Below are 24,684 nucleotides of genomic sequence, written 5' to 3'. Positions count from 1 at the left end.
CACGCTGCGCCAGCGCCTGCTGGCAGTCGAGGCCAATGGCCGGCAGGCAGCGTTGGTGGCGCTGGTGCTTGGCGACGGGGCGGGCCTGGCCCGGGAGGACTGGCAAACGTTGCAGGCCACCGGCACGGTGCACCTGCTGGTGATCTCTGGCCAGCACATCGGCCTGGTTGCTGGCTTGCTGTATGGCCTGGTTGCCGGGCTGGCGCGTTGGGGGCTGTGGCCCGCTCGTCTGCCCTGGCTGCCCTGGGCGTGTGGCCTGGCCATGGCTGCGGCACTGGCCTACGGTTGGTTGGCTGGTGGCGGTGTACCGGTGCAGCGTGCCTGCCTGATGCTGGCCGTGGTGTTGCTCTGGCGCCTGCGCTTTCGCCACCTCGGTGCGACCTTGCCGCTGCTGCTGGCGCTGGTTGCCGTGCTGCTGGTGGAGCCGTTGGCCGCGCTGCTGCCCGGGTTCTGGCTGTCGTTCGCGGCCGTGGCCACGCTTGGCTATTGCTTCAGTGCCCGCCTGGGCGGCTGGCGGCCCTGGCAGGCCTGGACGCGGGCGCAATGGGTAATTGCCATCGGTTTGCTACCGGTGCTGCTGGCTACGGGCTTGCCCGTGAGCCTGAGTGCGCCGCTGGCCAACCTTGTTGCGGTGCCTTGGGTCAGCCTGGCGGTACTGCCATTGGCGTTGCTGGGGACTTTGCTGCTGCCGCTGGGCGGGGTAGGGCAGGTGCTGTTGTGGCTGGCGGGTGGTCTGCTCGATGTGCTTTTCCGGCTGCTGGAGTTGGTGGCGCAACAGCAGTCGGCGTGGCTGCCAGCAGTTCTGCCATTGTGGGCCTGGCTGCTGGTGTGCCTGGGTACGCTGCTGGTTTTGATGCCCCGTGGCGTCCCGCTGCGCGGGTTGGGTGGCGTGATGCTGCTGGCGCTGTGGGTACCCCGGGAGACGGTACCGTTCGGCCAGGTCGAGGTCTGGCAGCTGGACGTCGGCCAGGGGCTGGCGGTGCTGTTGCGCACTCGGCATCACGACCTTCTGTACGACGCAGGGCCTGCCAGGGGGGAGAGCGACCTGGGCGAGCGGGTGGTGTTGCCGACCTTGCGCAAGCTAGGGGTGGGCAGCCTGGACCTGATGCTGGTCAGCCACGCCCATGCCGACCACGCCGGTGGTGCTGGCGCAATCATGCGTGGCCTGCCGGTCGAACGGGTGATCGGCGGCGAAGTGCTGGATGACATGCAGCTGCAGCCTTGTGTCAGTGGCGACCAGTGGACGTGGGATGGCGTGCGCTTTTCGCTGTGGCGCTGGGCTGATGGGCAGAGCAGCAATGACCGCTCCTGTGTGTTGCTGGTCGAGGCGCAGGGTGAGCGGTTGTTGCTGGCGGGAGATATGGAAGCCGGTGCCGAACGGGCCTGGCTGGCGGCCACAGAAGCGCCGCGGATCGACTGGCTGCAGTCGCCGCACCATGGCAGCCGCAGTTCGTCCAGCGAGGCCTTCATCCGCGCCACGGCGCCGCGCGGGGTACTGATTTCGCGGGGGCGCAACAACAGCTTCGGGCACCCGCACGCGCAGGTGGTCGAACGTTATCGGCGGCATGGAGTGGTGATGCATGACACAGCGGAGCAGGGGGCGTTGCGGTTGGTGTTGGGGAGGCAGGGGGAGGTCGAGAGTGTGCGCCGACAGAGGCGTTTCTGGAGGGATGCGGGCGGTGGCTGAGCTGGCCCTTTCGCGGGTAAACCCACACAGGGACGGCGTCGCGCTTGAGTTCCCGCGGTACCTGTGGGAGCGGGCATGCCCGCGAACACCGGCAAAGCCGGTGCCATCCACCGCGTCGTCTTTTTCGCGGGCGCGCCCGCTCCCACAGGTACTGCGCTGGCTTCGAGTTGATGTTGAACCTGTGGGAGAGTGTGCGCCGAAAGAGGCGTTTCTGGAGGGATGCGGGCGGTGGCTGAGCTGGCCCTTTCGCGGGTAAACGCACACAGGGACGGCGTCGCACTTGAGATCACGCGGTACCTGTGGGAGCGGGCATGCCCGCGAACACCGGCAAAGCCGGTGCCATCCACCGCGTCGTCTTTTTCGCGGGCCACAGGTACTGCGCTGGCTTCGAGTTGATGCTGAATCTGTGGGAGCGGGTTCACCCGCGAAAGGGCCAGTTCAGCCACCCGACAGCTCAAGGTAGAAACCGGGTAGGGCAATTCCCTGACCTCCGGCAGATGAGCCCCCGGCGCGCCTATGGTAGAGTGGCGGCCTTTTTCCGAAGGGGCGTTTACTGTGTGGGAATTGGTCAAGTCCGGTGGTTGGATGATGCTGCCGATCATTCTGAGCTCCATCGCTGCCATGGCTATCGTCGTCGAGCGCCTGTGGACCCTGCGCGCCAGCCGCGTCACCCCGCCGCACCTGCTGGGCCAGGTGTGGATGTGGATCAAGGACAAGCAACTGACCAGTGACAAGCTCAAGGCCCTGCGCGCCGATTCGCCACTGGGCGAAATCCTTGCCGCCGGTCTGGCCAACTCGCGCCATGGCCGCGAAATCATGAAGGAATGCATCGAGGAGGCCGCCTCGCGCGTCATCCACGAACTGGAACGCTACATCAGCACCCTCGGCACCATCGCCGCCATGGCTCCGCTGCTGGGCCTGTTGGGCACCGTGCTGGGCATGATCGACATCTTCAGCGCCTTCATGGGCTCGCAGATGACCGCCAACGCCGCAGTGCTGGCCGGTGGTATCTCCAAGGCCCTGGTCACCACCGCGGCCGGCCTGATGGTCGGTATCCCGGCGGTATTCTTCCACCGCTTCCTGCTGCGCCGCATCGACGAGCTGGTAGTCGGCATGGAGCAGGAAGCGATCAAGCTGGTAGAAGTGATCCAGGGCGACCGTGAAGTGGAAGTGGCCGGAGGCAAGGCGTGAAGTTCCGGCGCAATCGCCAGCGGGAGAGCGTCGACATCAACCTGGCGTCGCTGATCGACGTGGTGTTCGTCCTGCTGCTGTTCTTCGTGGTCACCACCACCTTCACCCGCGAGACCCAGCTGCGCGTCGAGCTGCCCGAAGCCGCCAGCGCCGAGCAGGCGCCGCCCGACCAGGGCAAGCTGGTGGAAATCACCATCAGCGCCGAAGGCGTGTACTCGGTGAACAACCACCTGCTACCCAAGAGCGACCTGGCCACCCTGAGCGAAGCGATCGAGCGTGAGTCGGGCGGCGACAACAAGCTGCCGCTGGCCATCAGCGCCGACGGCAAGACCCCGCACCAGGCTGTGATCACCGCGATGGATGCCGCCGGCAAGCTCGGTTTCAGCCAGTTGCGCATGACCACCGTCGAGGCGGCCCAGGGCACGCCTTGATGGCCTTCGCCGACCGTCTGCTCGCCGCCTGGTACGCCGGGCACCCGGCCCTGGCGCTGCTGCGCCCGCTGGAGGCGCTGTATCGCCGCGTGGTCACGCGTAAGCGGGCGCGCTTTCTCAGTGGCGAAAGTGCCAGCTACCGGGCCCCGGTGCCGGTCATCGTGGTGGGTAACATCACCGTGGGCGGTACCGGCAAGACGCCGATGATCCTCTGGCTGATCGAGCACTGCCGCCAGCAGGGGCTGAAGGTGGGCGTGGTCAGCCGTGGCTATGGCGCCAAACCGCCGCAGCTGCCCTGGCGCGTGCAGGCCGACCAGGCTGCCGAGCAGGCCGGCGATGAACCGCTGCTGATCGTGCAGCGCACCGGCGTGCCGCTGATGATCGACCCCGACCGCTCCCGCGCCGTGCAGGCCCTGCTGGCCAGCGAACCTCTCGACCTGATCCTGTGTGACGACGGCATGCAACACTACCGCCTGGCCCGCGACCTGGAGTTGGTGCTGATCGATGCCGCTCGCGGCCTGGGCAATGCCCGCTGCCTGCCGGCGGGGCCGTTGCGTGAGCCGGCCGAACGCCTGCACGAGGCTGACGCGGTGCTGTTCAACGGCGACAGCGCAGACCGCGCCGATGGCTTCGGCTTCTGCCTGCAGCCGTCAGCCCTGGTCAACCTGCGCAGCGGCGAGCGCCGCGCGCTCGACCATTTCCCTGCAGGCCAACGCCTGCACGCGGTGGCCGGTATCGGCAACCCGCAACGTTTCTTCAATACCCTGCTGGGGCTAAACTGGCAGCCGGTGCCGCATCCCTTTGCCGACCATGCGCAGTTCAGCGCCCAGAGCCTGGCCTTCAACCCGCCGCTGCCGCTGGTCATGACCGAGAAGGATGCGGTGAAATGCCGGGCCTTCGCCGCTGACGACTGGTGGTACCTGGCCGTCGAGGCGCAGCCCACGCCAGCTTTCAGCGCCTGGTTCGACAACCAGTTGCAACGCTTGCTGCGCAAGCCCTGAGCCCTTTTTCAATTCCCGGCCACCTGGCCTAAAGGAAGCCTCAAATGGACACCAAACTGCTCGACATCCTGGCCTGCCCGATCACCAAGGGCCCGCTCAAGCTCAGTGCCGACAAGACCGAGCTGATCAGCAAGGGCGCTGGCCTGGCCTACCCGATCCGCGACGGCATCCCGGTCATGCTGGAAAGCGAGGCGCGCACCCTGACCGATGAAGAGCGTCTGGACAAATGAGCCTGGATTTCACCGTGGTGATCCCCGCCCGGCTGCGCTCCACGCGCCTGCCGGGCAAGCCATTGCTGCCGATCGCCGGCAAGCCGATGGTGCAGCATGTGTGGGAACAGGCCCGCAAGAGCGGCGCCAGCCGCGTGATCATCGCCACCGACGACGCAAGCATTCTGGAGGCCTGCCAGGCCTTCGGCGCCGAAGTGCTGATGACTCGTGCCGACCATGAGTCCGGCACCGACCGCCTGGCCGAAGTGGCCGTACACCTGGGCCTGTCTGCCGATGCCATCGTGGTCAACGTGCAGGGCGACGAGCCGCTGATCCCGCCGGTGATCATCGACCAGGTGGCAGCCAACCTGGCGGCGCATCCGGAAGCCGGCATCGCCACCCTGGCCGAGCCGATCCATGAGCTGGAAACCGTGTTCAACCCCAACGCGGTCAAGGTAATCAGCGACAAGAACGGCCTGGCCCTGACCTTCAGCCGTGCACCGCTGCCCTGGGCCCGCGATGCGTTTGCCAAGGACCGCAACCAGTTGCCGGAAGGCGTGCCGTATCGCCGCCACATCGGCATGTACGCCTACCGCGTCGGCTTCCTGCAGGACTTCGTCAGCTGGGGCCCGTGCTGGCTCGAGCAGACCGAAGCGCTGGAGCAGCTGCGTGCCCTGTGGCATGGCGTACGCATCCACGTCGAAGACGCCATCGAGGCGCCTGCCGTGGGCGTGGATACCCCTGAAGACTTGGAGCGCGTACGGCGCTTGCTGGAGGCCTGATGCGCGTCCTGTTCGTCTGCCTCGGCAATATCTGTCGCTCGCCCACCGCCGAAGGCGTGCTGCGCCATCAATTGCAGGCTGCCGGGCTTGCCGACCGGGTGCATGTGGCCTCGGCCGGTACCGGCGACTGGCATGTCGGCAAGGTGCCTGACAGCCGCACCTGCAAGGCAGCGCTGGCGCGTGGCTATGACCTTTCGCAGCAACGCGCCCAGCAGGTCAAGGCGGCGCACTTTGCCGAATATGACCTGATCCTGGCCATGGACGAGAGCAACCTCGGCCATTTGCGTGCGATGCGCCCGCACACGGCAGTGGGGGAGCTCGACCTGTTCCTGCGCCGCTATGGCGCAGCACTGGATGAAGTGCCAGACCCGTACTACGGTGGCGCCGACGGTTTCGAGCAGGTGCTCGACCTGGTTGAAGCGGCGTGCCAGGCGCTGGTCCTGGAAATCAAGGGGCGGCTATGACAGTGCAGTGGCAGGAGCAGGTATCGCTCAAGCCTTACAACACCTTTGGCATCGACGTGAAGGCGCGGTATTTCACCCAGGCACATGATGACCAGGAGGTGCGCCAGGCGCTGGCCCAGGCGCAGCAAGGCGGCGTGCCGGTGCTGGTGATTGGCGGTGGCAGCAACCTGCTGCTGACCCGCGATATCGATGCGCTGGTGCTGCATATGGCCAGCCGTGGCCGGCGCGTGCTCAGCGACGATGGCGAACGTATCGTGGTCGAGGCCGAGGCCGGTGAGCCGTGGCACCCGTTCGTGCAGTGGGCACTGGCGCAGGGCTATTGCGGGCTGGAGAACCTCAGCCTGATCCCCGGCACCGTGGGCGCCGCACCGATGCAGAACGTGGGCGCCTATGGCGTGGAGATCAAGGACGTATTCGTCGGCCTGACCGCCCTGGACCGCGAGACCGGCGAGTTGCGTGACTTCGGCCTGGCTGAATGTGCCTTCGGGTATCGCGACAGCCTGTTCAAGCGCAACCCCGGGCGTTGGTTGATCCTGCGTGTGCGCTTTGCCTTGAGCCGTACACTGCAGGCTCACCTGGATTACGGCCCGGTGCGCCAGCGGTTGGCAGAGCAGGGCGTGACCGAGCCGACCGCGCAGGCGATCAGCGACGCGATCTGCAGCATTCGCCGCGAGAAGCTGCCAGACCCGGCAGAGCTGGGTAATGCCGGGAGCTTCTTCAAGAACCCGGTGGTCTCGGCGGAACTGGTCGAGGGAGTCCGTGCGCAGTACCCGGGAGTGGTGGCTTATCCCCAGGCCGATGGCCAAGTGAAGCTGGCGGCAGGCTGGTTGATCGAGCAGGCAGGCTGGAAGGGCCACCGCGAGGGGGATGCCGGGGTGCATCGTTTGCAGTCGCTGGTGCTGGTCAACTACGGCCAGGCGAGCGGGGTGCAGATGCATGCGCTGGCGCGGCGGATCCAGGCCGATATCCTCGAGCGGTTCGGGGTCGAGCTGGAGATGGAGCCTAACCTCTACTGATTCAGTGCCTGGGCTGGCCTTTTCGCGGCTAAAACCCTAAAGGTGCAGCACTGATTTCGGGCTCACTCGGTCCCGTGGGAGCGGGCGCGCCCGCGAAGAACTCAACGCGGTGGCTGGCACCGGCTGCGCCGGTGTTCGCGGGCTTGCCCGCTCCCACAGTGAGTTCGCAGGGCTTGAAGGTAGTGAAGTCCAAAACGTCCAGCCAAGAAAAAGCCCCGCCAGTGCGAACTGGCGGGGCTTTTTCATTCAGCCTTGGCTATCAACCGTGATGAGGCTTTTGCTCATCAGTGGCTTCCAGGGCTGGCTCCTCGGTGGCTGCAGCAGCTTCCTGCGCGGCCTTGGCGGCAGCCTCGGCCTCACGCTTGCGGCGACGCACTTCACGCGGGTCGTTCGGCGCACGGCCGTTGGCCAGCATGACAGTGGCAGGTTCCACCGGCGCAGGGGCTTCGACCGGTGCAGGCTCGACGGCCACTGGGGCAGGCTCGGCCACCACTTCTGGCTGGGCCTCGACAACCGGGGCAGGTTGTTCGGCAGCCGGAGCGGCTTCGACCACGACCGGGGCCTGCTCGATTTCACCGGCCTCGACGGCAGGCGCTTCTACCGGTGCTTCGGCAACCACTACCGGTTCGGCAGCAGGTGCTTCGTCGACCACTGGCTGCGGAGCGACTTCGACCACTGGCTCGGCAGTTGCCTCGACCACGGCCACAGGCTCGCTGACCGGCTGCTCGACCACCGGGGCCACAGCCACTTCTTCAGCCTCGGCAGTAGCTTCGACCTGTTCGACCTTCTCGGCCTGCTCGACCGGCTGGGCGACTTCGCTGTTGTCGGTTTCCGCTACGGCGGCGACTTCGGCGGTGGCAAGCTCGGCCTGCTGGTTGGCCTGGGCTTCGGCGTCGGCACTGATGTTGCTGCTGGCGACGGCGGCAGTCACGGCCAGGCCGGCAGCCAGTTCGGCACCCAGCTCGGTGGCCTGATGCGGTTGTGGCTGCTCTTCGCTGCCTTCTTCCTCGCTGCCATCGATCAGCTCGCCGTTGGCGTTGCGCTGACGCTCACGACGGTTGCTGCGACGACGCTGGCCACGAGAACGGCGGCGCGGGCGCTCGCCATCGGTGCCTTCCTGTTCGTCCTGCAGCAGCTCTTCGTTCGGCAGTTGCTCTTCGGCCAGCTCGGCAGCTTCTTCGGCTACGCGTGGCTGACGCTCTTCGCGTGGTGGGCGAGGGGCTCGTTCTTCGCGTGGAGCACGTTCTTCACGAGGTGCGCGTTCTTCACGCGGGGCACGCTCTTCACGTGGTGCGCGTTCTTCACGCGGAGCACGCTCCTCACGCGGTGCGCGTTCTTCACGTGGAGCACGCTCCTCACGTGGGGCGCGTTCTTCGCGAGGTGCACGCTCTTCACGCGGGGCACGTTCTTCGCGTGGGGCACGTTCTTCACGGGCTACACGCTCCTCGCGCGGCTGACGTTCCTCACGCTCGGCAGGGGTAACGTCCAGTGGCTCACGCAGTTCGCGCACGCGCTCTTCGCCACGGTTGCCGCGGCGGTCTTCGCGTGGCTGGCGTGGTGCACGTTCTTCACGCGGTGCACGCTCTTCGCGTGGGGCGCGTTCTTCACGTGGTGCACGCTCTTCGCGCGGGGCACGTTCTTCACGAGGTGCGCGCTCGGCACGCTCTTCACGCGGCTTGCGCTCTTCGTCGCGGCGGCCGTTGCGGTTGCGGCTTTGCTGGCGGCCGTTGCGGCGTTCTTCGTTGCGTGGGCTGCGCTCGGCGGCCGGCTTCTCGGCGGCAGTTACAACCGGCGCTGCGGCAGGCTCTTCCTTGGCGGCGAACAGGCTTACCAGCGACTTCACCAGGCCCTTGAACAGGCTTGGCTCCGGGGCGACCGGGGCAGGGGCGACCGGTGCGGCAGGCTGCGGCTCTTCGACAGTGGCCGGTACCGGCGCGTTGGCGCGGGCCGGGGCGGTCTTGACCGCGGCTTCCTGGCGAACCAGGGTGCGGGTGGCGGTCGGCTGCGGCGCTTCTTCGGCTTCGGCTGCGGCGATCTCGTAGCTGGACTGGTTGCTCAGCACTTCCGGGTTGTCGTCGCGCAGGCGCTGGACTTCGAAGTGCGGGGTTTCCAGGTGATCGTTCGGCAGGATGATGATGCGCGCACGGGTACGCAGTTCGATCTTGGTGATCGAGTTGCGCTTCTCGTTGAGCAGGAAGGCAGCCACCGGGATCGGCACCTGGGCGCGAACTTCGGCGGTGCGGTCCTTCAGGGCCTCTTCTTCGATCAGGCGCAGGATGGCCAGCGACAGCGATTCGACGTCACGGATGATGCCGGTGCCGGAGCAGCGCGGGCAGACGATGCCGCTGCTTTCGCCCAGCGAAGGGCGCAGGCGCTGACGGGACATTTCCAGAAGGCCGAAGCGCGAGATGCGGCCGACCTGGACGCGGGCGCGGTCGGCCTCAAGGCATTCACGCACGCGCTCTTCCACTGCGCGCTGGTTTTTCGCCGGGGTCATGTCGATGAAGTCGATGACGATCAGGCCGCCGATGTCACGCAGGCGCAGCTGGCGGGCGATTTCCTCGGCCGCTTCCAGGTTGGTCTGCAGGGCGGTTTCTTCGATGTCGCTGCCTTTGGTGGCGCGCGCCGAGTTGATGTCGATGGACACCAGGGCTTCGGTCGGGTCGATCACGATCGAACCGCCGGACGGCAGGTCGACCACGCGCTGGAAGGCGGTCTCGATCTGGCTTTCGATCTGGAAGCGGTTGAACAGCGGCACGCTGTCTTCGTACAGCTTCACCTTGCTGGCGTACTGCGGCATCACCTGGCGGATGAAGGTCAGGGCTTCTTCCTGGGCATCGATGCTGTCGATCAGCACTTCGCCGATGTCCTGGCGCAGGTAGTCGCGGATGGCGCGGATGATGACGTTGCTTTCCTGGTAGATCAGGAATGGCGCGGCGCGGTCCTGGGACGCTTCCTTGATGGCGGTCCACAGTTGCAGCAGGTAGTCGAGGTCCCACTGCATTTCTTCGCTGCTGCGGCCAAGGCCGGCAGTGCGCACGATCAGGCCCATGTCGCCCGGCACGGTCAGGCCGTTCAGGGCTTCACGCAGTTCGTTGCGCTCTTCGCCTTCGATGCGGCGGGAAATGCCACCGGCGCGCGGGTTGTTCGGCATCAGCACCAGGTAGCGGCCGGCCAGGCTGATGAAGGTGGTGAGGGCGGCGCCTTTGTTGCCACGCTCTTCCTTCTCGACCTGGACGATGACTTCCTGGCCTTCGCTCAGTACTTCCTTGATGTTGACCCGCCCTTCGGGGGCTTTCTTGAAGTATTCGCGGGAGATTTCTTTCAGCGGCAGGAAGCCGTGACGTTCGGAGCCGAAGTCGACGAAGGCGGCTTCGAGGCTGGGTTCGATGCGGGTGATCTTGCCTTTGTAGATGTTGGCCTTTTTCTGCTCGCGCGCGCCGGACTCGATGTCCAGGTCGTAGAGACGTTGGCCGTCCACCAGGGCTACACGCAACTCTTCGGGTTGAGTCGCGTTAATCAGCATTCTTTTCATGTTGTACCGTCGGTTTCCGGGCTGCCGGAAACGGCGTTCGGCACACACGACGTCTCATGGTCGGTGCCAAGGTGCGCAAAGGGTGGCCGGGCCACCCCCGTGTCGAGCGACGTTCGGCACCAGCCGGTTGCCCAGCCTGCCGTTGTCGCGACGACGCGTCCTGTTTGCTGCGGTGCCAACAAGGCCCCGGTGGCTTCGAATTGGAATCCGAATCAACCAAGCGGGCCTTGTGCACTCAGTCAGGAGGAGGAATCAACCGTCAGCCGTGGACGCCCGGAGGCATCTGTTCAGGACCTTATCCGCTCGCCAGCCGTTCAGTGGGCTGGTGGGCCGGACGCGGTGCTACACGGTCCGAGGGCTGTGCATCTCCACCCTGCACGTATCCCTGATAATTCGGGTGCTGCCGCGCGCTGAATCCGCAACGGGTTGCATTTTTCGCCAGCGCAGGTACTGCGCTGGCGCCATTCATGTCCAAGGCAGGTATTTCCGAAGCATTCGCCGGGCGTTGCGTGGAAGCGACGGGGCGGGCAGAGGTGCAGCGAAAAGAATCGGGTAAGCAGGTGAAACACCGCACTTGTCGTTTTTTTTCGGTCTTCTCTACACAGCGCTGGTGGCGATTCCAGGCAATTCGGTAAACTGGCGAAAACCCCGTAGGACGGCCTCGCGTCCTGGAGAATTGCGTTGGTCAGGGACCGGCTAGGAGCCTGGTGCCGCTGGCCTGCCGCTTTTGGCGGCGTTCGCGACTATAGCAGCAATGATTAAGTGCTTCAATTCCATAAAAAATTGTTATGATCCCGCCATGACGACCAATACCCCTCCGACTTCCGGCGTTCAGCTGATCGAAGTCGCGCCGGAGCTTGCCGGCCAACGCATCGACAATTTCCTCATCACGGCCCTCAAGGGCGTGCCCAAGACCCTGGTGTACCGCATCCTGCGCAAGGGTGAAGTACGGGTCAACAAGGGGCGCGTCAAGCCGGAGTACAAGATCCAGGCCGGCGACATCGTGCGGGTACCGCCCGTCCGCCTGCCGGAACGTGACGAGCCGGCGCCGGTAGCCCAGGGCCTGTTGCAGCGCCTGGAAGCGGCCATCGTCTACGAAGACAAGGCGCTGATCGTGATGAACAAGCCGGCCGGCATCGCCGTGCATGGCGGCAGCGGCCTGAGCTTCGGCGTGATCGAGGCGCTGCGCCAGCTGCGCCCGGACGCCAAGGAACTGGAGCTGGTGCACCGCCTGGACCGCGATACCTCCGGCCTGCTGATGATCGCCAAGAAGCGCAGCATGCTGCGCCACCTGCACGCCGCGCTGCGCGGCGACGGTGTCGACAAGCGCTACATGGCGCTGGTGCGCGGCCACTGGCCGACCTCGAAGAAGCAGGTCAACGCGCCGTTGCTCAAGAGCAACCTGCGCTCCGGCGAGCGCATGGTCGAGGTGAACGACGAGGGCAAGGAGGCGCTGACCCTGTTCCGCGTGCTGCGCCGCTTCGGCGAGTTCGCCACCATTGTCGAGGCGCGCCCGATCACCGGTCGTACCCACCAGATCCGCGTGCACACCCTGCATGCCGGGCATATGATCGCTGGCGACAGCAAGTACGGCGACGAAGATTTCAGTCGTGAAATTCGTGACTTGGGTGGCAAGCGCCTGTTCCTGCATGCCTATGCGCTGACCGTGCCGCTGCCGGACGGTGGCGAGCTGAAGCTCGAGGCGCCAGTGGATGAAGTCTGGGCGAAAACCGTTGAACGTCTGAGTGCGTCCTGACCTATGAAAAAAGGCTATGAGCTACTGATCTTCGACTGGGACGGCACCCTGGCCGACTCGATCGGGCGTATCGTCGAGGCCATGAACGCCGCCGCCGAGCGTGCCGGTGAGGCGCAAAGCAGCGAGGACGCGGTCAAGGGCATCATCGGCCTGGCCCTGGGCGAGGCGATCCACACCCTGTACCCGCACCTGGCGCCTGCTCAGGTCGAAAGCTTCCGTCAGCACTATGCCGATATCTACATGGCCCTGGACCAGCAGCCCTCGCCGCTGTTCGAGGGTGTGGTCGAGTCGCTGGATGCCTTCCGTGCCGAGGGTTACCGCCTGGCGGTGGCCACCGGCAAGGCGCGTCGCGGGCTGGACCGGGTGCTCAAGGCCAATGGCTGGGAGCAGTTCTTCGACATCACTCGCGCCGCCGACGAGACCCGCGGCAAGCCGCACCCGCTTATGCTCGAGGAAATTCTCGGTCATTGCGGTGTCGAACCGGGGCGTGCGCTGATGGTTGGCGATTCGGCATTCGACCTGCAGATGGCCAGCAATGCCGGCATGCATTCGGTGGCCGTGGGCTACGGTGCCATTTCGCTGCGGGCGCTGGCCGAGTTTGGTCCGCAGGTGTGCATCGATCATTTTTCCCAGTTGCGTGAGTGGCTGGGTGGTTCCGCAATTCCATTTCCAAGGTAGGTAAGCATGGCAGACGAATGGAAAGCCCCCGAGGCCGAACCCGAGGAGCGCGAAGAGCGCAAGAGCTGGAAACTGCTGGAAAAGACCCTGCTGGCAGGCGTTCAGGAGCAGCGCCGGGCGCGACGCTGGGGGATCTTCTTCAAGTTGCTGACCTTCGTCTACCTGTTCGGCATCCTGATCCTGTTCACACCGTTGATGGACATGGACAAGGCCGCGTCGCGCAGTGCCAGCCATACCGCGCTGGTTGAGGTACGCGGGGTGATTGCCGACCAGGAGCCAGCTAGCGCCGACAATATCGTCAAGAGCCTGCGCGAGGCGTTCAAGGACAGCAAGACCAAGGCTGTGGTGATGCGCATCAACAGCCCGGGAGGCAGCCCGGTGCAGTCGGGTTACGTGTATGACGAAATCCGCCGTCTGCGGGCCGAATACCCGGCCATCAAGCTGTATGCGGTCATCGCCGACCTCGGCGCTTCCGGTGCCTACTACATCGCCAGTGCGGCGGACGAGATCTATGCCGACAAGGCCAGCCTGGTGGGCTCGATTGGTGTGACGGCGGCCGGTTATGGCTTTGTCGGCACCATGGAGAAGCTGGGTGTGGAGCGGCGTACCTACACTGCAGGCGAGCACAAGGCCTTCCTCGATCCGTTCTCGCCGCAGAAGCCGGAAGAGACCGAGTTCTGGCAGGGCGTGCTGAATACCACGCACCAGCAGTTCATTGCCATGGTCAAGCAGGGGCGGGGCGAACGCCTGAAGGACAAGGAGCATCCGGAGCTGTTCAGTGGCCTGGTCTGGTCGGGCGAGCAGGCCAAGGAGTTGGGCCTGGTGGACGGGCTGGGCAGTGCCAGCTATGTGGCGCGCGAGATCGTGGGCGAGAAGGAGTTGGTGGACTTCACCGTGCAGGAGTCTGCGCTCGATCGCTTCTCCAAGCGTGTGGGGGCCAGTGTGGCTGAGCGCTTGGCGATGTGGATGGGCTTCCAGGGGCCGCAGTTGCGCTGATCCGGGATTGCCGGGGGCGCTTTGCGCCCCTTCGCGGGCATGCCCGCTCCCACGGGGATCGTGCAAAGCCCGCAGGTTGCGACACGCCTGTGGGAGCGGGCGTGCCCGCGAAGGGCCGCAGCGCGGCCCCAGAATCTCAGGGAATCACCACCCCTTCTTTGGTCAACATATCCACCAATCTAATCAGTGGCAGCCCGATCAGGCTGGTCGCATCGCACCCGTGCGTGCTCTGGAACAGGCTCACCCCCAGCCCCTCGGCCTTGAAGCTGCCGGCGCAGTCCAGCGGCTGTTCCGCCGCTACATAGCGTTCCACTCGCTCCCGGTCCAGTTCGCGCAGGGTCACGGTAAACGGCACGCAGTCCACCTGGCAGTGCCCGGTGGCGCTGTTCAGCAATGCCAGTCCGGTCAGGAAGCTCACCTGCTGCCCGCTGCACTCCAGCAGCTGCTCGCAGGCCCGCTCGAAGGTGTGCGGCTTGCCCAGTACCTGCTCGCCCAGCACCGCAACCTGGTCCGAACCGATGATCAGGTGCCCGGGGTGGCTGCCTGCCAGGGCCTCGGCTTTTTGCCTGGCCAGCCGGCGCACCAGCTCCACCGCCGGTTCGTCATCCAGGCGCCGCTCGTCTATATCGGGGCTTGCCCAGGTGAAGGGCAGGCGCAGGCGCGCAAGCAGTTCGCGGCGGTAGGCAGAGCTGGAAGCCAGTAACAGAGGAAGCATGGTAGACTCCTGAATCAGTTGAACAAATTCTATCACGCACGATGCCGCCGAATTTCCTTTGACAGGGGCGGGGGGCATCCCTAGAATGCTGCGCCTATGTTGAATGACCCGATTCCACCTCACGTTGACCCGCGCAAATTAGCCGATCGTGGCGTAACCCTTAACGGTTCGCTGCAACTCGCTGATTTGGAAAGACTCTGCGACCCGCTTTCCGACAATGTCGGTACGGTGCAGGCGAAGTTCGATTTTGAACGAGATGAACAGCACGTGGTGGTTATCCACAGCGAGCTGGACGTCGAGGTCAAGATGGTTTGCCAGCGTTGTCTTGAGCTGGTCACCCTGCCGATCCACAGCGAATGTACATACGCCGTGGTGAAGGAGGGTGCGAATACCCAGTCGTTGCCGAAAGGCTATGACGTGCTGGAACTGGGCGAAGATCCTTTGGATCTGCAGGCATTGATCGAGGAGGAGCTTCTGCTCGCCTTGCCAATTGTGCCTGCTCATCATCCGGAAGAATGCCAGCAGCCGGCGGGCGCAGACGAGCCCGAATCGAGCAAGGACGAGGTATCGCGGTCCAACCCGTTCAGTGTTTTGGCGCAGTTAAAGCGTGACCCAAACGTTTAGGAGTTAATCAATTATGGCTGTTCAGCAGAACAAAAAATCCCGCTCTGCCCGTGACATGCGCCGTTCGCACGACGCCCTGTCGGAAAACGCGCTGTCGGTAGAGAAAACCACCGGTGAAGTACACCTGCGTCACCACGTTTCGCCAGAAGGCGTATACCGTGGTCGCAAAGTGGTCGACAAGGGCGCTGACGAGTAATCCTTGTCCGCTCAGATCATCGCGATCGACGCAATGGGCGGGGACTTCGGTCCCCGCAGCATTGTCCAGGCTAGCATTGCCTGCCTTTCGGCTACCCCCTCGCTGCACCTGACCCTCGTCGGTCAACCCTCCCTCCTTGAAGATCTTGTCAGCGGCCTTGCGGCTGCGGATCGCGCGCGCCTGCAAATCGTGGCCGCCAGCGAGGTGGTCGGCATGGACGAGCGGCCATCCCAGGCGCTGCGCGGCAAGCCGGATTCGTCGATGCGCATCGCCCTCGAACTGGTGCGCGACGGCAAGGCCCAGGCCTGCGTCAGCGCCGGCAATACCGGGGCGCTGATGGCGCTCTCGCGGTTCGTGCTCAAGACACTGCCGGGTATCGACCGGCCGGCCATGGTGGCGGCGATCCCGACCCAGACCGGTTACTGCCAGTTGCTCGACCTTGGCGCCAACGTCGACTGCAGCGCCGAGAACCTCTACCAGTTCGCCGTGATGGGCTCGGTGGCCGCCCAGGCCCTGGGTGTGCAGCGACCGCGCGTGGCGCTGCTGAACATCGGTACCGAGGACATCAAGGGCAACCAGCAGGTCAAGCTGGCGGCCAGCCTGTTGCAGAACGCCCGCGGGCTCAACTACATAGGCTTCGTCGAAGGTGACGGGTTGTATCGCGGCGAAGCCGATGTGGTGGTGTGCGACGGGTTCGTCGGCAATATCCTGCTCAAGTCGAGCGAGGGGCTGGCGACGATGATCGGCGCGCGCATCGAGCAGTTGTTCAAGGGTGGCATGTTGTCGCGGGCAGCCGGGGCCGTGGCCATGCCGCTGCTCAAGCGCCTGCAGGCCGACCTGGCACCGGCGCGGCACAATGGCGCGAGTTTCCTGGGGTTGCAGGGCATCGTCATCAAGAGCCATGGCTCGGCGGGGGTGCAGGGCTTCCAGAGTGCCATCCAGCGGGCGTTGATCGAGATCCAGGAAAACCTGCCGCAGCGCTTGCATGGGCGGCTCGAGGACCTGCTGTTGTAGCCTGTGCCGGCCCCTTCGCGGGCTTGCCCGCTCCTACAGGATTGCCACAGGGCTGAAGATTGTGGGGTATCTGTGGGAGCGGGCAAGCCCGCGAAAGGGCCGGTACAGGTAAACAAAGACCTTAGGCATATCGCCGCTGAAGTGCTTAAATGTGACCGCTTGGTCTGCGTATCCATCCAAGCTTTCAGATTCCGCGCCTGGCCCAAAGCCCGGCGCACCCTATCCGACGACAAGATCATAAGGGCTTGTTCAATGTCTGCATCTCTCGCATTCGTCTTTCCCGGTCAAGGTTCCCAGTCGCTGGGCATGCTCGCCGAGCTCGGCGCCGAGAAGCCAGTGATCATCGAAACCTTCAAGGAAGCGTCCGAGGCACTCGGTTACGACCTGTGGAAGCTGGTCCAGGAAGGCCCGGAAGAACAACTCAACCAGACCGACAAGACCCAGCCGGCCATCCTCACCGCGTCCATCGCGCTGTGGCGCCTGTGGCTGGAAGAGGGCGGTGCCAGGCCGGCCTTCGTCTCCGGTCACAGCCTGGGTGAATACAGCGCCCTGGTTGCCGCCGGCGGCCTGAGCCTGAAAGATGCCGTGCGGCTGGTCGAGCGCCGTGGCCAGCTGATGCAGGAAGCCGTGCCGGCCGGTCATGGCGCCATGGCCGCCATTCTCGGCCTGGATGACGCCGTGGTCGTGGAAATCTGCGCCGAAGCGGCCGAAGACCAGGTGGTCAGCGCGGTCAACTTCAACTCGCCAGGCCAGGTGGTCATCGCCGGCAACAAGGCCGCCGTCGATCGCGCCATCGAGCTGTGCAAGGCCAAGGGTGCCAAGCGCGCCCTGCCGCTGGCGGTCAGCGTGCCGTCGCACTGCGCGCTGATGAAGCCGGCTGCCGAGCGCTTTGCCGAGTCGGTCAACGCCATCGAGTGGCACGCCCCGCAAATTCCGGTGGTGCAGAACGTCACCGCTGCCGTTGCCGCTGACCTCGATGCCCTCAAGCACGACCTGCTGGCGCAGCTGTACCAGCCAGTGCGCTGGGTCGAATGCGTGCAGACCCTGGCCGCCAACGGTGCGGTCAACCTGGTCGAGTGCGGCCCGGGCAAGGTCCTGGCTGGCCTGAACAAGCGTTGCGCCGATGGCGTGACCACCTACAACCTCAATACCCCTGACGCCGTCGCCGCCACCCGCGCGGCACTGGCCTGATTTGGAGAAGCTTGCATGAGCCTGCAAGGTAAAGTTGCACTGGTCACCGGCGCCAGCCGTGGCATTGGCCAGGCCATCGCCCTCGAGCTGGGCCGCCAGGGCGCGACCGTGATCGGCACCGCCACTTCGGCCTCCGGCGCCGAGCGCATTGCTGCCACCCTGAAAGAACACGGCATCACCGGTACCGGCATGGAACTGAACGTGACCAGCGCCGAATCGGTTGAAGCTGTGCTGGCCGCCATCGGCGAGCAGTTCGGCGCACCGGCCATCCTGGTCAACAACGCCGGTATCACCCGTGACAACCTCATGCTGCGCATGAAGGACGACGAGTGGTTCGACGTGATCGATACCAACCTGAACAGCCTCTACCGTCTGTCCAAGGGCGTGCTGCGTGGCATGACCAAGGCACGTTGGGGCCGTATCATCAGCATCGGCTCGGTCGTCGGTGCCATGGGCAACGCCGGCCAGGCCAACTACGCGGCCGCCAAGGCCGGCCTGGAAGGCTTCAGCCGCGCCCTGGCGCGTGAAGTGGGCTCGCGTGGCATCACCGTCAACTCGGTGACCCCGGGCTTCATCGACACCGACATGACCCGTGAGCTGCCAGAAGCGCAGCGCGAAGCCCTGCAGACCCAGATTCCGCTGGGCCGCCTGGGCCAGGCAGACGAAATCGCCAAGGTGGTTTCGTTCCTGGCATCCGACGGCGCAGCCTACGTAACCGGCGCCACCGTGCCGGTCAACGGCGGGATGTACATGTAACACTGCAACTCAATGTGACGGATTTCGTAAAAAAAGAGTCATACTGCGAGCCTAAAATCCGTTATAAAGCTGCAACCAGATTCCAGGCAGCGGGTGTGGTGACTGGTGTGAAGGTGCGTTTAGCTTGAAAAGCGAACGTCTTTCTATAAAATTAGCCACCGGCCAGCTGCCTGACATATATCCATTAGGAGTAAACCTAGGTATGAGCAACATCGAAGAACGCGTCAAGAAAATCGTCGCCGAGCAACTGGGCGTCAAGGAAGAGGAAGTGACTCTCGAGAAGTCCTTCGTCGATGACCTGGGTGCCGATTCGCTTGACACCGTTGAGCTGGTGATGGCTCTGGAAGAGGAATTCGAGACCGAAATCCCTGACGAAGAAGCCGAGAAGATCACTACCGTTCAAGCTGCTGTAGACTACGTCAAAGCCCACCAGGCCTAAGACGCTGTAGTCGACGCTTCTTGTCGGGAAAAACCGCACTGCCTTTGCCGGCGTGCGGTTTTTTCTTTGCGAGCACCCTGCGTTTTGCAGATCGGGCTCGTTCACCGGGTACCAAGAGCTTGTTGCCATTTCATTCCATTGCTTGAATGCAATGGCAAGAAACTCTGTCATTAGAAAAGGAGAGTACTGTGTCGCGTAGACGCGTCGTGGTCACCGGTATGGGTATGCTGTCGCCACTGGGTACTGATGTACCGAGCACCTGGCAGGGCATTCTGGCTGGCCGCAGTGGCATCGGTCCGATCGAACACACGGACCTGTCTGCCTACTCCACCCGTTTTGGCGGCTCGGTGAAAGGCTTCGAGGTCGAGCAATACCTGTCGGCCAAAGAGGCCCGCAAGCTCGACCTGTTCATCCAGTACGGCCTGGCGGCCGGGTTCCAGGCAGTGCGAAATGCCGGCCTGGAAGTCACCGACGCCAACCGCCAGCGTATTGGCGTGGCCATGGGCTCGGGTATCGGCGGTCTGACCAACATCGAAGAAACCAGCCGCACCCTGCACGATTCGGGGCCGCGTCGCATTTCGCCGTTCTTCGTGCCAGGCTCGATCATCAACATGATCTCCGGCTTCCTGTCGATCCACCTGGGGCTGCAAGGGCCGAACTACGCCATCGCCACCGCGTGCACCACTGGTACCCACTGCATCGGCATGGCCGCGCGCAACATCGCCTACGGTGAAGCCGATGTGATGATCGCCGGCGGCGCCGAAATGGCCGCCTGCGGCCTGGGCATGGGCGGCTTCGGTGCCTCCCGTGCACTGTCCACTCGCAACGACGAGCCGACCCGGGCCAGCCGCCCGTGGGACAAGGGCCGTGACGGCTTCGTGCTGTCCGACGGTGCCGGTGCCCTGGTGCTCGAAGAACTGGAACACGCCAAGGCCCGCGGCGCGACCATCTATGCCGAGCTGGTCGGTTTCGGCATGAGCGGTGACGCCTACCACATGACTTCGCCACCCGACACCGGCGAAGGCGCTGCCCGCTGCATGGCCAACGCCCTGCGTGATGCCGGCATCCAGCCGGAAGAGGTCAGCTACATCAACGCCCATGGCACCTCGACCCCTGCTGGCGACGTGGCCGAAGTGGCGGCGATCAAGCGCGTGTTCGGTGAGCATGCCTACAAGCTGGCGGTCAGCTCGACCAAGTCGATGACCGGCCACCTGCTGGGCGCCGCCGGTGCCGTGGAAGCGATCTTCAGCGTGCTGGCGATCAACAGCCAGATGGCTCCGCCCACCATCAACCTGGACGAGCCGGACGAAGGCTGCGACCTCGACTTCGTACCGCACCAGGCGCGCAGCATGCCGATCGATGTGGTGCTGTCCAACTCGTTCGGCTTTGGTGGCACCAACGGTTCGCTGGTATTCCGCCGGTTCGCCGATTGATGCAAAGCTGGATCGATGGCCAGCCGGCGGCTGCAGTCAACCTGCAGAACCGCGGCCTGGCCTACGGCGATGGGCTGTTCGAGACCATCGCCGTGCGCGGCGGCCGGCCCAGCCTGCTGGACGGCCACCTCGCACGCCTGGCTCTGGGCTGCCAGCGCCTGGCAATCAGTGCCGACCTGGCGCTGGTGAGCGACGAACTCCTGCGCTATGCCAGCCAGCTCGGCGATGGCGTAGCCAAACTCATCCTTACTCGTGGTGACAGCCAGCGCGGTTACGCACCGGTTGCCGGTGCTGCGCCGCGCCGTATTCTGCAGGGCAGCCCGTTGCCCAGCTATCCTGTCGAACATGCCGAGCACGGCGTGCGCCTGTTCCCGTGCCAGACCCGGCTTGGGGAACAACCGCTGCTGGCCGGCCTCAAACACCTCAACCGCCTGGAGCAGGTGCTGGCCCGTGCCGAATGGCAGGACAGCGAACATGCCGAAGGCCTGATGCGTGATGGGCAGGGCAGGGTGATCGAAGGGGTGTACAGCAATCTGTTCCTGGTGCGCGATGGCGTGCTGTTCACGGCCGACCTCAGCCGCTGTGGCGTCGCTGGCGTGATGCGGGCCGCGTTGCTGGAACAGGCAGCGCTGCTGGGCATCCCGGTGCAGGTCTGCGACCTGCCGTTCGACGCGCTGGAGCAGGCAGATGAAGTATTTGTCTGCAACAGCGTCTACGGTGTCTGGCCCGTGCGTGGCGTTGCCGCGCTAAACTGGTCGCCGGGCCCGCTCACCCGTAAACTGCAGGCCGTTGCCCGTACGTTACTGGAAACCTGAATTCGTGAGACGTAAATTCCTGCTGCTGCTGGAAATGGGCTTGATCCTCGCCGGCCTTGCCGTGGGCTGGTCGGCCTGGAAGGTCAACTCGGTCCTGGAGCAGCCCCTGCACGTGACGCAGGAGCGCCTGCTCGACGTGCCCAATGGCACTACCCCCAATCGCATGTTCTACCGCATGCAGAACGAAGGGGTGCTCGACGACGCCGTCTGGTTGCGCCTGTACTGGCGCTTCAACATGGCCGGCACCCCGCTGCACACTGGCGAGTACCGCCTGACCCCCGGCATGACCGTGGAGCAGTTGTTCGATGCCTGGCGTCGGGCCGACGTGGTGCAGTACAACCTGACCCTGGTCGAAGGCTGGACCTTCCGCCAGGTGCGCTCGGCCGTGGCCAAGCATGAAAAGATCAAGCACACGCTGGATGGGCTGTCCGATTCGGAAGTGATGGACAAGCTCGGCCATACCGGTGTGTTCCCCGAGGGGCGCTTCTTCCCGGACACCTACCGCTTCGTGCGTGGCATGAGCGACGTCGAGTTGCTGCAGCAGGCCTACATGCGCCTGGACGAAGTGCTGGCCAAGGAGTGGGCCGAGCGCACCACCGACCTGCCATACCGTGACCCGTACCAGGCGCTGATCATGGCCTCGCTGGTAGAGAAGGAGACCGGCATTCCCCAGGAGCGCGGGCAGATCGCCGGCGTTTTCGTGCGGCGCCTGCGCCTGGGCATGATGCTGCAGACCGACCCTACGGTGATCTACGGCATGGGTGAGCGCTACAACGGCAAGATCACCCGCGCCGACCTGCGCGAGCCGACGCCTTACAACACCTACACCATCACCGGCCTGCCGCCGACCCCGATCGCCATGGTCGGTCGCGAAGCGATTCACGCGGCGCTCAACCCGTCCGATGGCACCAGCCTGTACTTCGTCGCCCGTGGCGATGGCAGCCACGTGTTTTCCGACGACCTCGACGACCACAACTCGGCGGTGCGCGAGTTCCAGCTCAAGCGCCGTGCGGACTACCGCTCCAGCCCCGCGCCGCAATCGCAGCCAGAGCCAAAGTCGCAGCCACAACCAGGTGCCCACGAGGGCGAACAGCCCGAAGCGCCTGCCGACGAGTCTACCGCGCAGCCAGCGCCGGACCAGCCGCCTGTGCAGGACGCCCCTGCCGGCGGCGCGCAAGCGGCCGAACGGCCGATGCCTGACGAACAACATTAAGGACTGCCTGTGAGCGGCTTGTTTATTACTTTGGAAGGCCCCGAAGGCGCGGGCAAGAGCACCAACCGCGACTACCTGGCTGCGCGCCTGTGCGAGCAGGGCCTGGACGTGGTGCTGACCCGTGAGCCCGGCGGCACGCCGCTGGCCGAAAAGGTGCGCGAGCTGCTGCTGGCGCCCAGCGATGAAAGCATGGCGGCCGACACCGAACTGTTGCTGGTGTTCGCTGCGCGTGCCCAGCACCTGGCGCAGGTGATCCGGCCGGCGCTGGCCCGCGGGGCGGTTGTCTTGTGTGACAGGTTTACCGATGCCACTTACGCCTACCAGGGCGGCGGGCGCGGTTTGTCGGTCGAGCGGATCGCCACCCTGGAGCAGTTCGTCCAGGGCGACCTGCGCCCGGACCTGACCCTGGTCTTCGACCTGCCGGTCGAAGTGGGCCTGGCCCGCGCCGCCGCCCGCGGCCGCCTGGACCGTTTCGAGCAGGAAGGCCAGGCGTTCTTCGAGGCGGTGCGCCAGGCCTACCTGCAGCGCGCCGGCCGCGAACCACAGCGCTATAGCCTGCTCGATGCCGCCCAGCCTCTGGAGGCCGTGCAGCGCTCCATCGATGCGTTGCTACCAGGCATCGTGGAGCGTTGCCGTGGCTGAGGCCTATCCCTGGCAGCAGGCACTCTGGCAACAATTGGCTGGCCGCAGCCAGCACGCTCACGCCTACCTGCTGCATGGGCCGCAGGGCATCGGCAAGCGGGCCCTGGCCGAGCGCCTGATGGCCCGCCTGCTGTGCCAGCAGCCCCAGGGCCTGGAGGCCTGTGGCGTGTGCAAGTCCTGCTTGCTGCTCAAGGCCGGTAGCCACCCGGACAACTTCGTCCTCGAGCCCGAAGAAGCCGACAAGCCGATCAAGGTCGACCAGGTGCGCGAGTTGGTGGCCTTCGTGGTGCAGACCGCGCAGTTGGGTGGGCGCAAGGTGGTACTGATCGAGCCGGTGGAAGCGATGAACGTCAACGCCTCCAACGCCCTGCTCAAAAGCCTCGAAGAACCCTCCGGCGACACCGTGTTGCTGCTGGTTACCCACCAGCCCAGCCGCCTGTTGCCGACCATCAAGAGCCGGTGCCAGCAGGTCGCCTGCCCGCAGCCCAGCCTGGCTCAGAGCCAGGCCTGGCTGGCCGGCGCACTGCCCGACAGTGACGAGGCCGAGCGCGACGAGTTGCTGACCCTGGCTGCCGGTTCGCCGCTGATGGCGGTCAGACTGCAGGCGCAAGGCGTGCGCGAGCAGCGCGCGCTGGTCACCGACGGGGTGAAGAAGCTGCTCAAGCAGCAGCAATCGCCCAGCCAGCTGGCCGATGCCTGGAACGGTGTGCCGCTGTTGCTGCTGTTCGACTGGTTCTGCGATTGGGCGCACCTGATCCTGCGCTACCAATTGACCCAGGACGAGGAGGGGCTAGGCTTGGCCGATATGCGCAAGGTGGTGCAGTACCTGGCGCAGAAGAGCCGCCAGGCCAAGGTGCTGGAGGTGCAGGCATGGATCCTGGAACAGCGCCAGAAGGTGCTGGGCAAGGCCAACCTCAACCGCGCCCTGCTGCTTGAATCGCTGCTGGCCCATTGGCTGCAGTTGCCGGGCGCCCGCTGATTTTCATTTTTTCATGTGTGTCGTTATCCCATGCTCGTAGATTCCCATTGCCACCTCGACCGTCTTGACCTGAGCGCCCACCAGGGCTCCCTCGATGCTGCCTTGCAGGCGGCGCGTGAGCGCGGGGTCGGGCATTTCCTGTGTATTGGCGTCAGTGCCGAGAATGCTGGTGCGGTGAAGGCGCTGAGCGAGCGCTACGCCGATGTCGATTGCTCGGTGGGCGTGCACCCGCTGGACCTGGCGCCAGGCGAAACGCCGGCGCTGGAATGGCTGCTGCGCGAACTGGCTCACCCACATGTGGTGGCGATTGGTGAAACCGGGCTGGATTACCACTACGAGCCGGAAGCAGCCGAGTTGCAGCAAGCCTCGTTCCGCCTGCACCTGGAGGCCTCGCGGCAGACCGGCAAGCCGGTGATCGTGCATACCCGTGCGGCGCGTGCCGATACCCTGGCGCTGCTGCGCGAGGCCAACCTGCCGCAGGCTGGCGTGCTGCACTGCTTCACCGAAGACTGGGACATGGCCAAGGCGGCGCTGGACCTGGGATATTACATTTCGTTGTCTGGCATCGTTACCTTCCGCAATGCCGATGCCCTGCGTGAGGTGGCGCGGCAGGTGCCGGTCGATCGTTTGCTGGTGGAAACGGATTCGCCCTACCTGGCGCCGATCCCGCATCGGGGCAAGCCGAATTTGCCGCAGTACGTGCGTGAGGTGGCGGAGTACGTGGCTTCGTTGCGCGGGGCCAGTTATGAGCAGTTGGCAGAACAGACCACTGCCAACTTCAAGCGCTTGTTCCCGTTGGCGCGGGTGGCCTGACAGCAACTCTTCAAAATACAAAGCCTGAGCGCTCTTGCTCTTGCTTCAGCTTTTGCTTTTAAGCGCGCGATAGTTCAGGCGCCGCCGATTGCGACTTCAGGAGGCCGA

The 24,684-nt window shown here is 65.0% G+C and carries 25 protein-coding genes; 23 read left to right on the top strand and 2 right to left on the bottom strand.

The window, feature by feature from the left end; all coding sequences use genetic code 11:
• From B2790_RS04670 to murB, 8 genes are all read left to right on the top strand, one after another.
• A partial coding sequence (locus B2790_RS04670) for a DNA internalization-related competence protein ComEC/Rec2 (protein WP_286918359.1) occupies window positions 1-1,687 on the top strand: 1,687 nt, incomplete at its 5' end.
• A gap of 555 nt (window positions 1,688-2,242) precedes the next feature.
• Window positions 2,243-2,878, top strand: coding sequence for a MotA/TolQ/ExbB proton channel family protein (locus B2790_RS04665; protein ID WP_016391244.1), 636 nt, complete (start codon window positions 2,243-2,245; stop codon window positions 2,876-2,878).
• Window positions 2,875-3,309, top strand: a complete 435-nt coding sequence (locus B2790_RS04660; protein ID WP_274079384.1) for an ExbD/TolR family protein — start codon at window positions 2,875-2,877, stop codon at window positions 3,307-3,309. Before B2790_RS04665 ends, B2790_RS04660 begins: the two co-directional genes overlap by 4 nt.
• Window positions 3,309-4,310, top strand: a complete 1,002-nt coding sequence (gene lpxK, locus B2790_RS04655; RefSeq protein WP_274079383.1) for a tetraacyldisaccharide 4'-kinase — start codon at window positions 3,309-3,311, stop codon at window positions 4,308-4,310. Before B2790_RS04660 ends, lpxK begins: the two co-directional genes overlap by 1 nt.
• A gap of 44 nt (window positions 4,311-4,354) precedes the next feature.
• The gene (locus tag B2790_RS04650; protein ID WP_011532874.1) at window positions 4,355-4,540 is read left to right on the top strand and encodes a Trm112 family protein; all 186 of its coding nucleotides are present in this window, start codon (window positions 4,355-4,357) and stop codon (window positions 4,538-4,540) included.
• Window positions 4,537-5,301, top strand: coding sequence for a 3-deoxy-manno-octulosonate cytidylyltransferase (gene kdsB / locus B2790_RS04645; protein ID WP_286918358.1), 765 nt, complete (start codon window positions 4,537-4,539; stop codon window positions 5,299-5,301). Before B2790_RS04650 ends, kdsB begins: the two co-directional genes overlap by 4 nt.
• On the top strand, window positions 5,301-5,765 hold the full coding sequence (locus B2790_RS04640; protein ID WP_286918357.1) for a low molecular weight protein-tyrosine-phosphatase: 465 nt from the start codon (window positions 5,301-5,303) through the stop codon (window positions 5,763-5,765). Before kdsB ends, B2790_RS04640 begins: the two co-directional genes overlap by 1 nt.
• On the top strand, window positions 5,762-6,781 hold the full coding sequence (gene murB, locus B2790_RS04635; protein ID WP_286918355.1) for a UDP-N-acetylmuramate dehydrogenase: 1,020 nt from the start codon (window positions 5,762-5,764) through the stop codon (window positions 6,779-6,781). The genes B2790_RS04640 and murB overlap by 4 nt, the downstream gene beginning before the upstream one ends.
• A gap of 259 nt (window positions 6,782-7,040) precedes the next feature.
• On the opposite strand, the gene rne is transcribed toward murB, so the two are convergent.
• On the bottom strand, window positions 7,041-10,316 hold the full coding sequence (rne, locus tag B2790_RS04630; RefSeq protein WP_286918354.1) for a ribonuclease E: 3,276 nt from the start codon (window positions 10,314-10,316) through the stop codon (window positions 7,041-7,043).
• A gap of 799 nt (window positions 10,317-11,115) precedes the next feature.
• Here rne and rluC point away from each other — a divergent pair.
• From rluC to sppA, 3 genes are read left to right on the top strand one after another with little or no spacing between them, the layout of a single operon-like run.
• Window positions 11,116-12,072 carry a 23S rRNA pseudouridine(955/2504/2580) synthase RluC gene (gene rluC / locus B2790_RS04625; RefSeq protein WP_025338212.1) on the top strand — a complete coding sequence of 319 codons (957 nt, stop codon included), beginning with the start codon at window positions 11,116-11,118 and terminating at the stop codon, window positions 12,070-12,072.
• A 3-nt stretch (window positions 12,073-12,075) separates the two neighbouring features.
• Window positions 12,076-12,750, top strand: coding sequence for an HAD family hydrolase (locus B2790_RS04620; protein WP_286918352.1), 675 nt, complete (start codon window positions 12,076-12,078; stop codon window positions 12,748-12,750).
• A 6-nt stretch (window positions 12,751-12,756) separates the two neighbouring features.
• Window positions 12,757-13,746 carry a signal peptide peptidase SppA gene (gene sppA / locus B2790_RS04615; protein WP_013971572.1) on the top strand — a complete coding sequence of 330 codons (990 nt, stop codon included), beginning with the start codon at window positions 12,757-12,759 and terminating at the stop codon, window positions 13,744-13,746.
• Between the two features lie 136 nt (window positions 13,747-13,882).
• Here the strand turns inward: sppA and B2790_RS04610 are convergent, their stop codons facing one another.
• Complete coding sequence (locus B2790_RS04610; protein WP_063911718.1) at window positions 13,883-14,461, bottom strand: Maf family protein; 579 nt, start codon at window positions 14,459-14,461, stop codon at window positions 13,883-13,885.
• A gap of 96 nt (window positions 14,462-14,557) precedes the next feature.
• On the opposite strand from B2790_RS04610, the gene B2790_RS04605 reads away from it, so the two are divergent.
• The 12 genes from B2790_RS04605 to B2790_RS04550 all read left to right on the top strand — a co-directional run bounded on the left by B2790_RS04605 (window position 14,558) and on the right by B2790_RS04550 (window position 24,576).
• The gene (locus B2790_RS04605) at window positions 14,558-15,085 is read left to right on the top strand and encodes a YceD family protein (RefSeq protein WP_012313431.1); all 528 of its coding nucleotides are present in this window, start codon (window positions 14,558-14,560) and stop codon (window positions 15,083-15,085) included.
• Between the two features lie 13 nt (window positions 15,086-15,098).
• Complete coding sequence (gene rpmF / locus B2790_RS04600) at window positions 15,099-15,281, top strand: 50S ribosomal protein L32 (RefSeq protein WP_003247154.1); 183 nt, start codon at window positions 15,099-15,101, stop codon at window positions 15,279-15,281.
• 3 nt (window positions 15,282-15,284) lie between these two features.
• Window positions 15,285-16,295 carry a phosphate acyltransferase PlsX gene (gene plsX / locus B2790_RS04595; RefSeq protein ID WP_354317356.1) on the top strand — a complete coding sequence of 337 codons (1,011 nt, stop codon included), beginning with the start codon at window positions 15,285-15,287 and terminating at the stop codon, window positions 16,293-16,295.
• A 252-nt stretch (window positions 16,296-16,547) separates the two neighbouring features.
• Window positions 16,548-17,486: an ACP S-malonyltransferase gene (fabD, locus tag B2790_RS04590; RefSeq protein WP_286918351.1), complete on the top strand. Its 939-nt coding sequence runs from the start codon at window positions 16,548-16,550 to the stop codon at window positions 17,484-17,486.
• Between the two features lie 15 nt (window positions 17,487-17,501).
• A complete protein-coding gene (fabG, locus tag B2790_RS04585) occupies window positions 17,502-18,242 on the top strand; it encodes a 3-oxoacyl-ACP reductase FabG (RefSeq protein WP_003247160.1) in 741 nt (246 codons plus the stop codon).
• A gap of 202 nt (window positions 18,243-18,444) precedes the next feature.
• The gene (gene acpP, locus B2790_RS04580) at window positions 18,445-18,681 is read left to right on the top strand and encodes an acyl carrier protein (RefSeq protein ID WP_016715141.1); all 237 of its coding nucleotides are present in this window, start codon (window positions 18,445-18,447) and stop codon (window positions 18,679-18,681) included.
• Between the two features lie 188 nt (window positions 18,682-18,869).
• Window positions 18,870-20,114, top strand: coding sequence for a beta-ketoacyl-ACP synthase II (gene fabF, locus B2790_RS04575; protein ID WP_025338216.1), 1,245 nt, complete (start codon window positions 18,870-18,872; stop codon window positions 20,112-20,114).
• On the top strand, window positions 20,114-20,929 hold the full coding sequence (gene pabC, locus B2790_RS04570; RefSeq protein WP_286918349.1) for an aminodeoxychorismate lyase: 816 nt from the start codon (window positions 20,114-20,116) through the stop codon (window positions 20,927-20,929). Before fabF ends, pabC begins: the two co-directional genes overlap by 1 nt.
• Window positions 20,930-20,933: 4 nt before the next feature.
• Entirely contained in the window at window positions 20,934-22,142 is a 1,209-nt protein-coding gene (gene mltG, locus B2790_RS04565) for an endolytic transglycosylase MltG (protein ID WP_286918348.1), read from the top strand.
• A gap of 9 nt (window positions 22,143-22,151) precedes the next feature.
• Window positions 22,152-22,784 (top strand): dTMP kinase, encoded by a 633-nt coding sequence (tmk, locus tag B2790_RS04560; RefSeq protein WP_286918347.1) that lies wholly within the window; start codon window positions 22,152-22,154, stop codon window positions 22,782-22,784.
• Complete coding sequence (locus B2790_RS04555; RefSeq protein WP_286918346.1) at window positions 22,777-23,763, top strand: DNA polymerase III subunit delta'; 987 nt, start codon at window positions 22,777-22,779, stop codon at window positions 23,761-23,763. The genes tmk and B2790_RS04555 overlap by 8 nt, the downstream gene beginning before the upstream one ends.
• Before the next feature lie 30 nt (window positions 23,764-23,793).
• The gene (locus B2790_RS04550) at window positions 23,794-24,576 is read left to right on the top strand and encodes a TatD family hydrolase (RefSeq protein ID WP_046616993.1); all 783 of its coding nucleotides are present in this window, start codon (window positions 23,794-23,796) and stop codon (window positions 24,574-24,576) included.
• Window positions 24,577-24,684: the final 108 nt, after the last annotated feature.

Source organism: Pseudomonas sp. UBA6753, assembly GCF_002453565.1.
In the GTDB taxonomy this organism is placed as follows: Bacteria; Pseudomonadota; Gammaproteobacteria; order Pseudomonadales; family Pseudomonadaceae; genus Aquipseudomonas; species Aquipseudomonas putida_Z.
The sequence above is the reverse complement of the archived record's forward strand: the minus strand, read 5'-3'. Positions and strand labels throughout refer to the sequence as shown.

Coding starts and splice junctions, on each gene's coding strand:
- sppA (WP_013971572.1), top strand. CDS start 12,757: ATGGCAGACGAATGGAAAGCCCCCGAGGCCGAACCCGAGGAGCGCGAA.
- lpxK (WP_274079383.1), top strand. CDS start 3,309: ATGGCCTTCGCCGACCGTCTGCTCGCCGCCTGGTACGCCGGGCACCCG.
- rne (WP_286918354.1), bottom strand. CDS start 10,316: ATGAAAAGAATGCTGATTAACGCGACTCAACCCGAAGAGTTGCGTGTA.
- fabG (WP_003247160.1), top strand. CDS start 17,502: ATGAGCCTGCAAGGTAAAGTTGCACTGGTCACCGGCGCCAGCCGTGGC.
- acpP (WP_016715141.1), top strand. CDS start 18,445: ATGAGCAACATCGAAGAACGCGTCAAGAAAATCGTCGCCGAGCAACTG.
- murB (WP_286918355.1), top strand. CDS start 5,762: ATGACAGTGCAGTGGCAGGAGCAGGTATCGCTCAAGCCTTACAACACC.
- kdsB (WP_286918358.1), top strand. CDS start 4,537: ATGAGCCTGGATTTCACCGTGGTGATCCCCGCCCGGCTGCGCTCCACG.
- rluC (WP_025338212.1), top strand. CDS start 11,116: ATGACGACCAATACCCCTCCGACTTCCGGCGTTCAGCTGATCGAAGTC.
- pabC (WP_286918349.1), top strand. CDS start 20,114: ATGCAAAGCTGGATCGATGGCCAGCCGGCGGCTGCAGTCAACCTGCAG.
- rpmF (WP_003247154.1), top strand. CDS start 15,099: ATGGCTGTTCAGCAGAACAAAAAATCCCGCTCTGCCCGTGACATGCGC.
- B2790_RS04640 (WP_286918357.1), top strand. CDS start 5,301: ATGCGCGTCCTGTTCGTCTGCCTCGGCAATATCTGTCGCTCGCCCACC.
- B2790_RS04620 (WP_286918352.1), top strand. CDS start 12,076: ATGAAAAAAGGCTATGAGCTACTGATCTTCGACTGGGACGGCACCCTG.
- B2790_RS04550 (WP_046616993.1), top strand. CDS start 23,794: ATGCTCGTAGATTCCCATTGCCACCTCGACCGTCTTGACCTGAGCGCC.
- B2790_RS04605 (WP_012313431.1), top strand. CDS start 14,558: ATGTTGAATGACCCGATTCCACCTCACGTTGACCCGCGCAAATTAGCC.
- fabD (WP_286918351.1), top strand. CDS start 16,548: ATGTCTGCATCTCTCGCATTCGTCTTTCCCGGTCAAGGTTCCCAGTCG.
- B2790_RS04650 (WP_011532874.1), top strand. CDS start 4,355: ATGGACACCAAACTGCTCGACATCCTGGCCTGCCCGATCACCAAGGGC.
- B2790_RS04610 (WP_063911718.1), bottom strand. CDS start 14,461: ATGCTTCCTCTGTTACTGGCTTCCAGCTCTGCCTACCGCCGCGAACTG.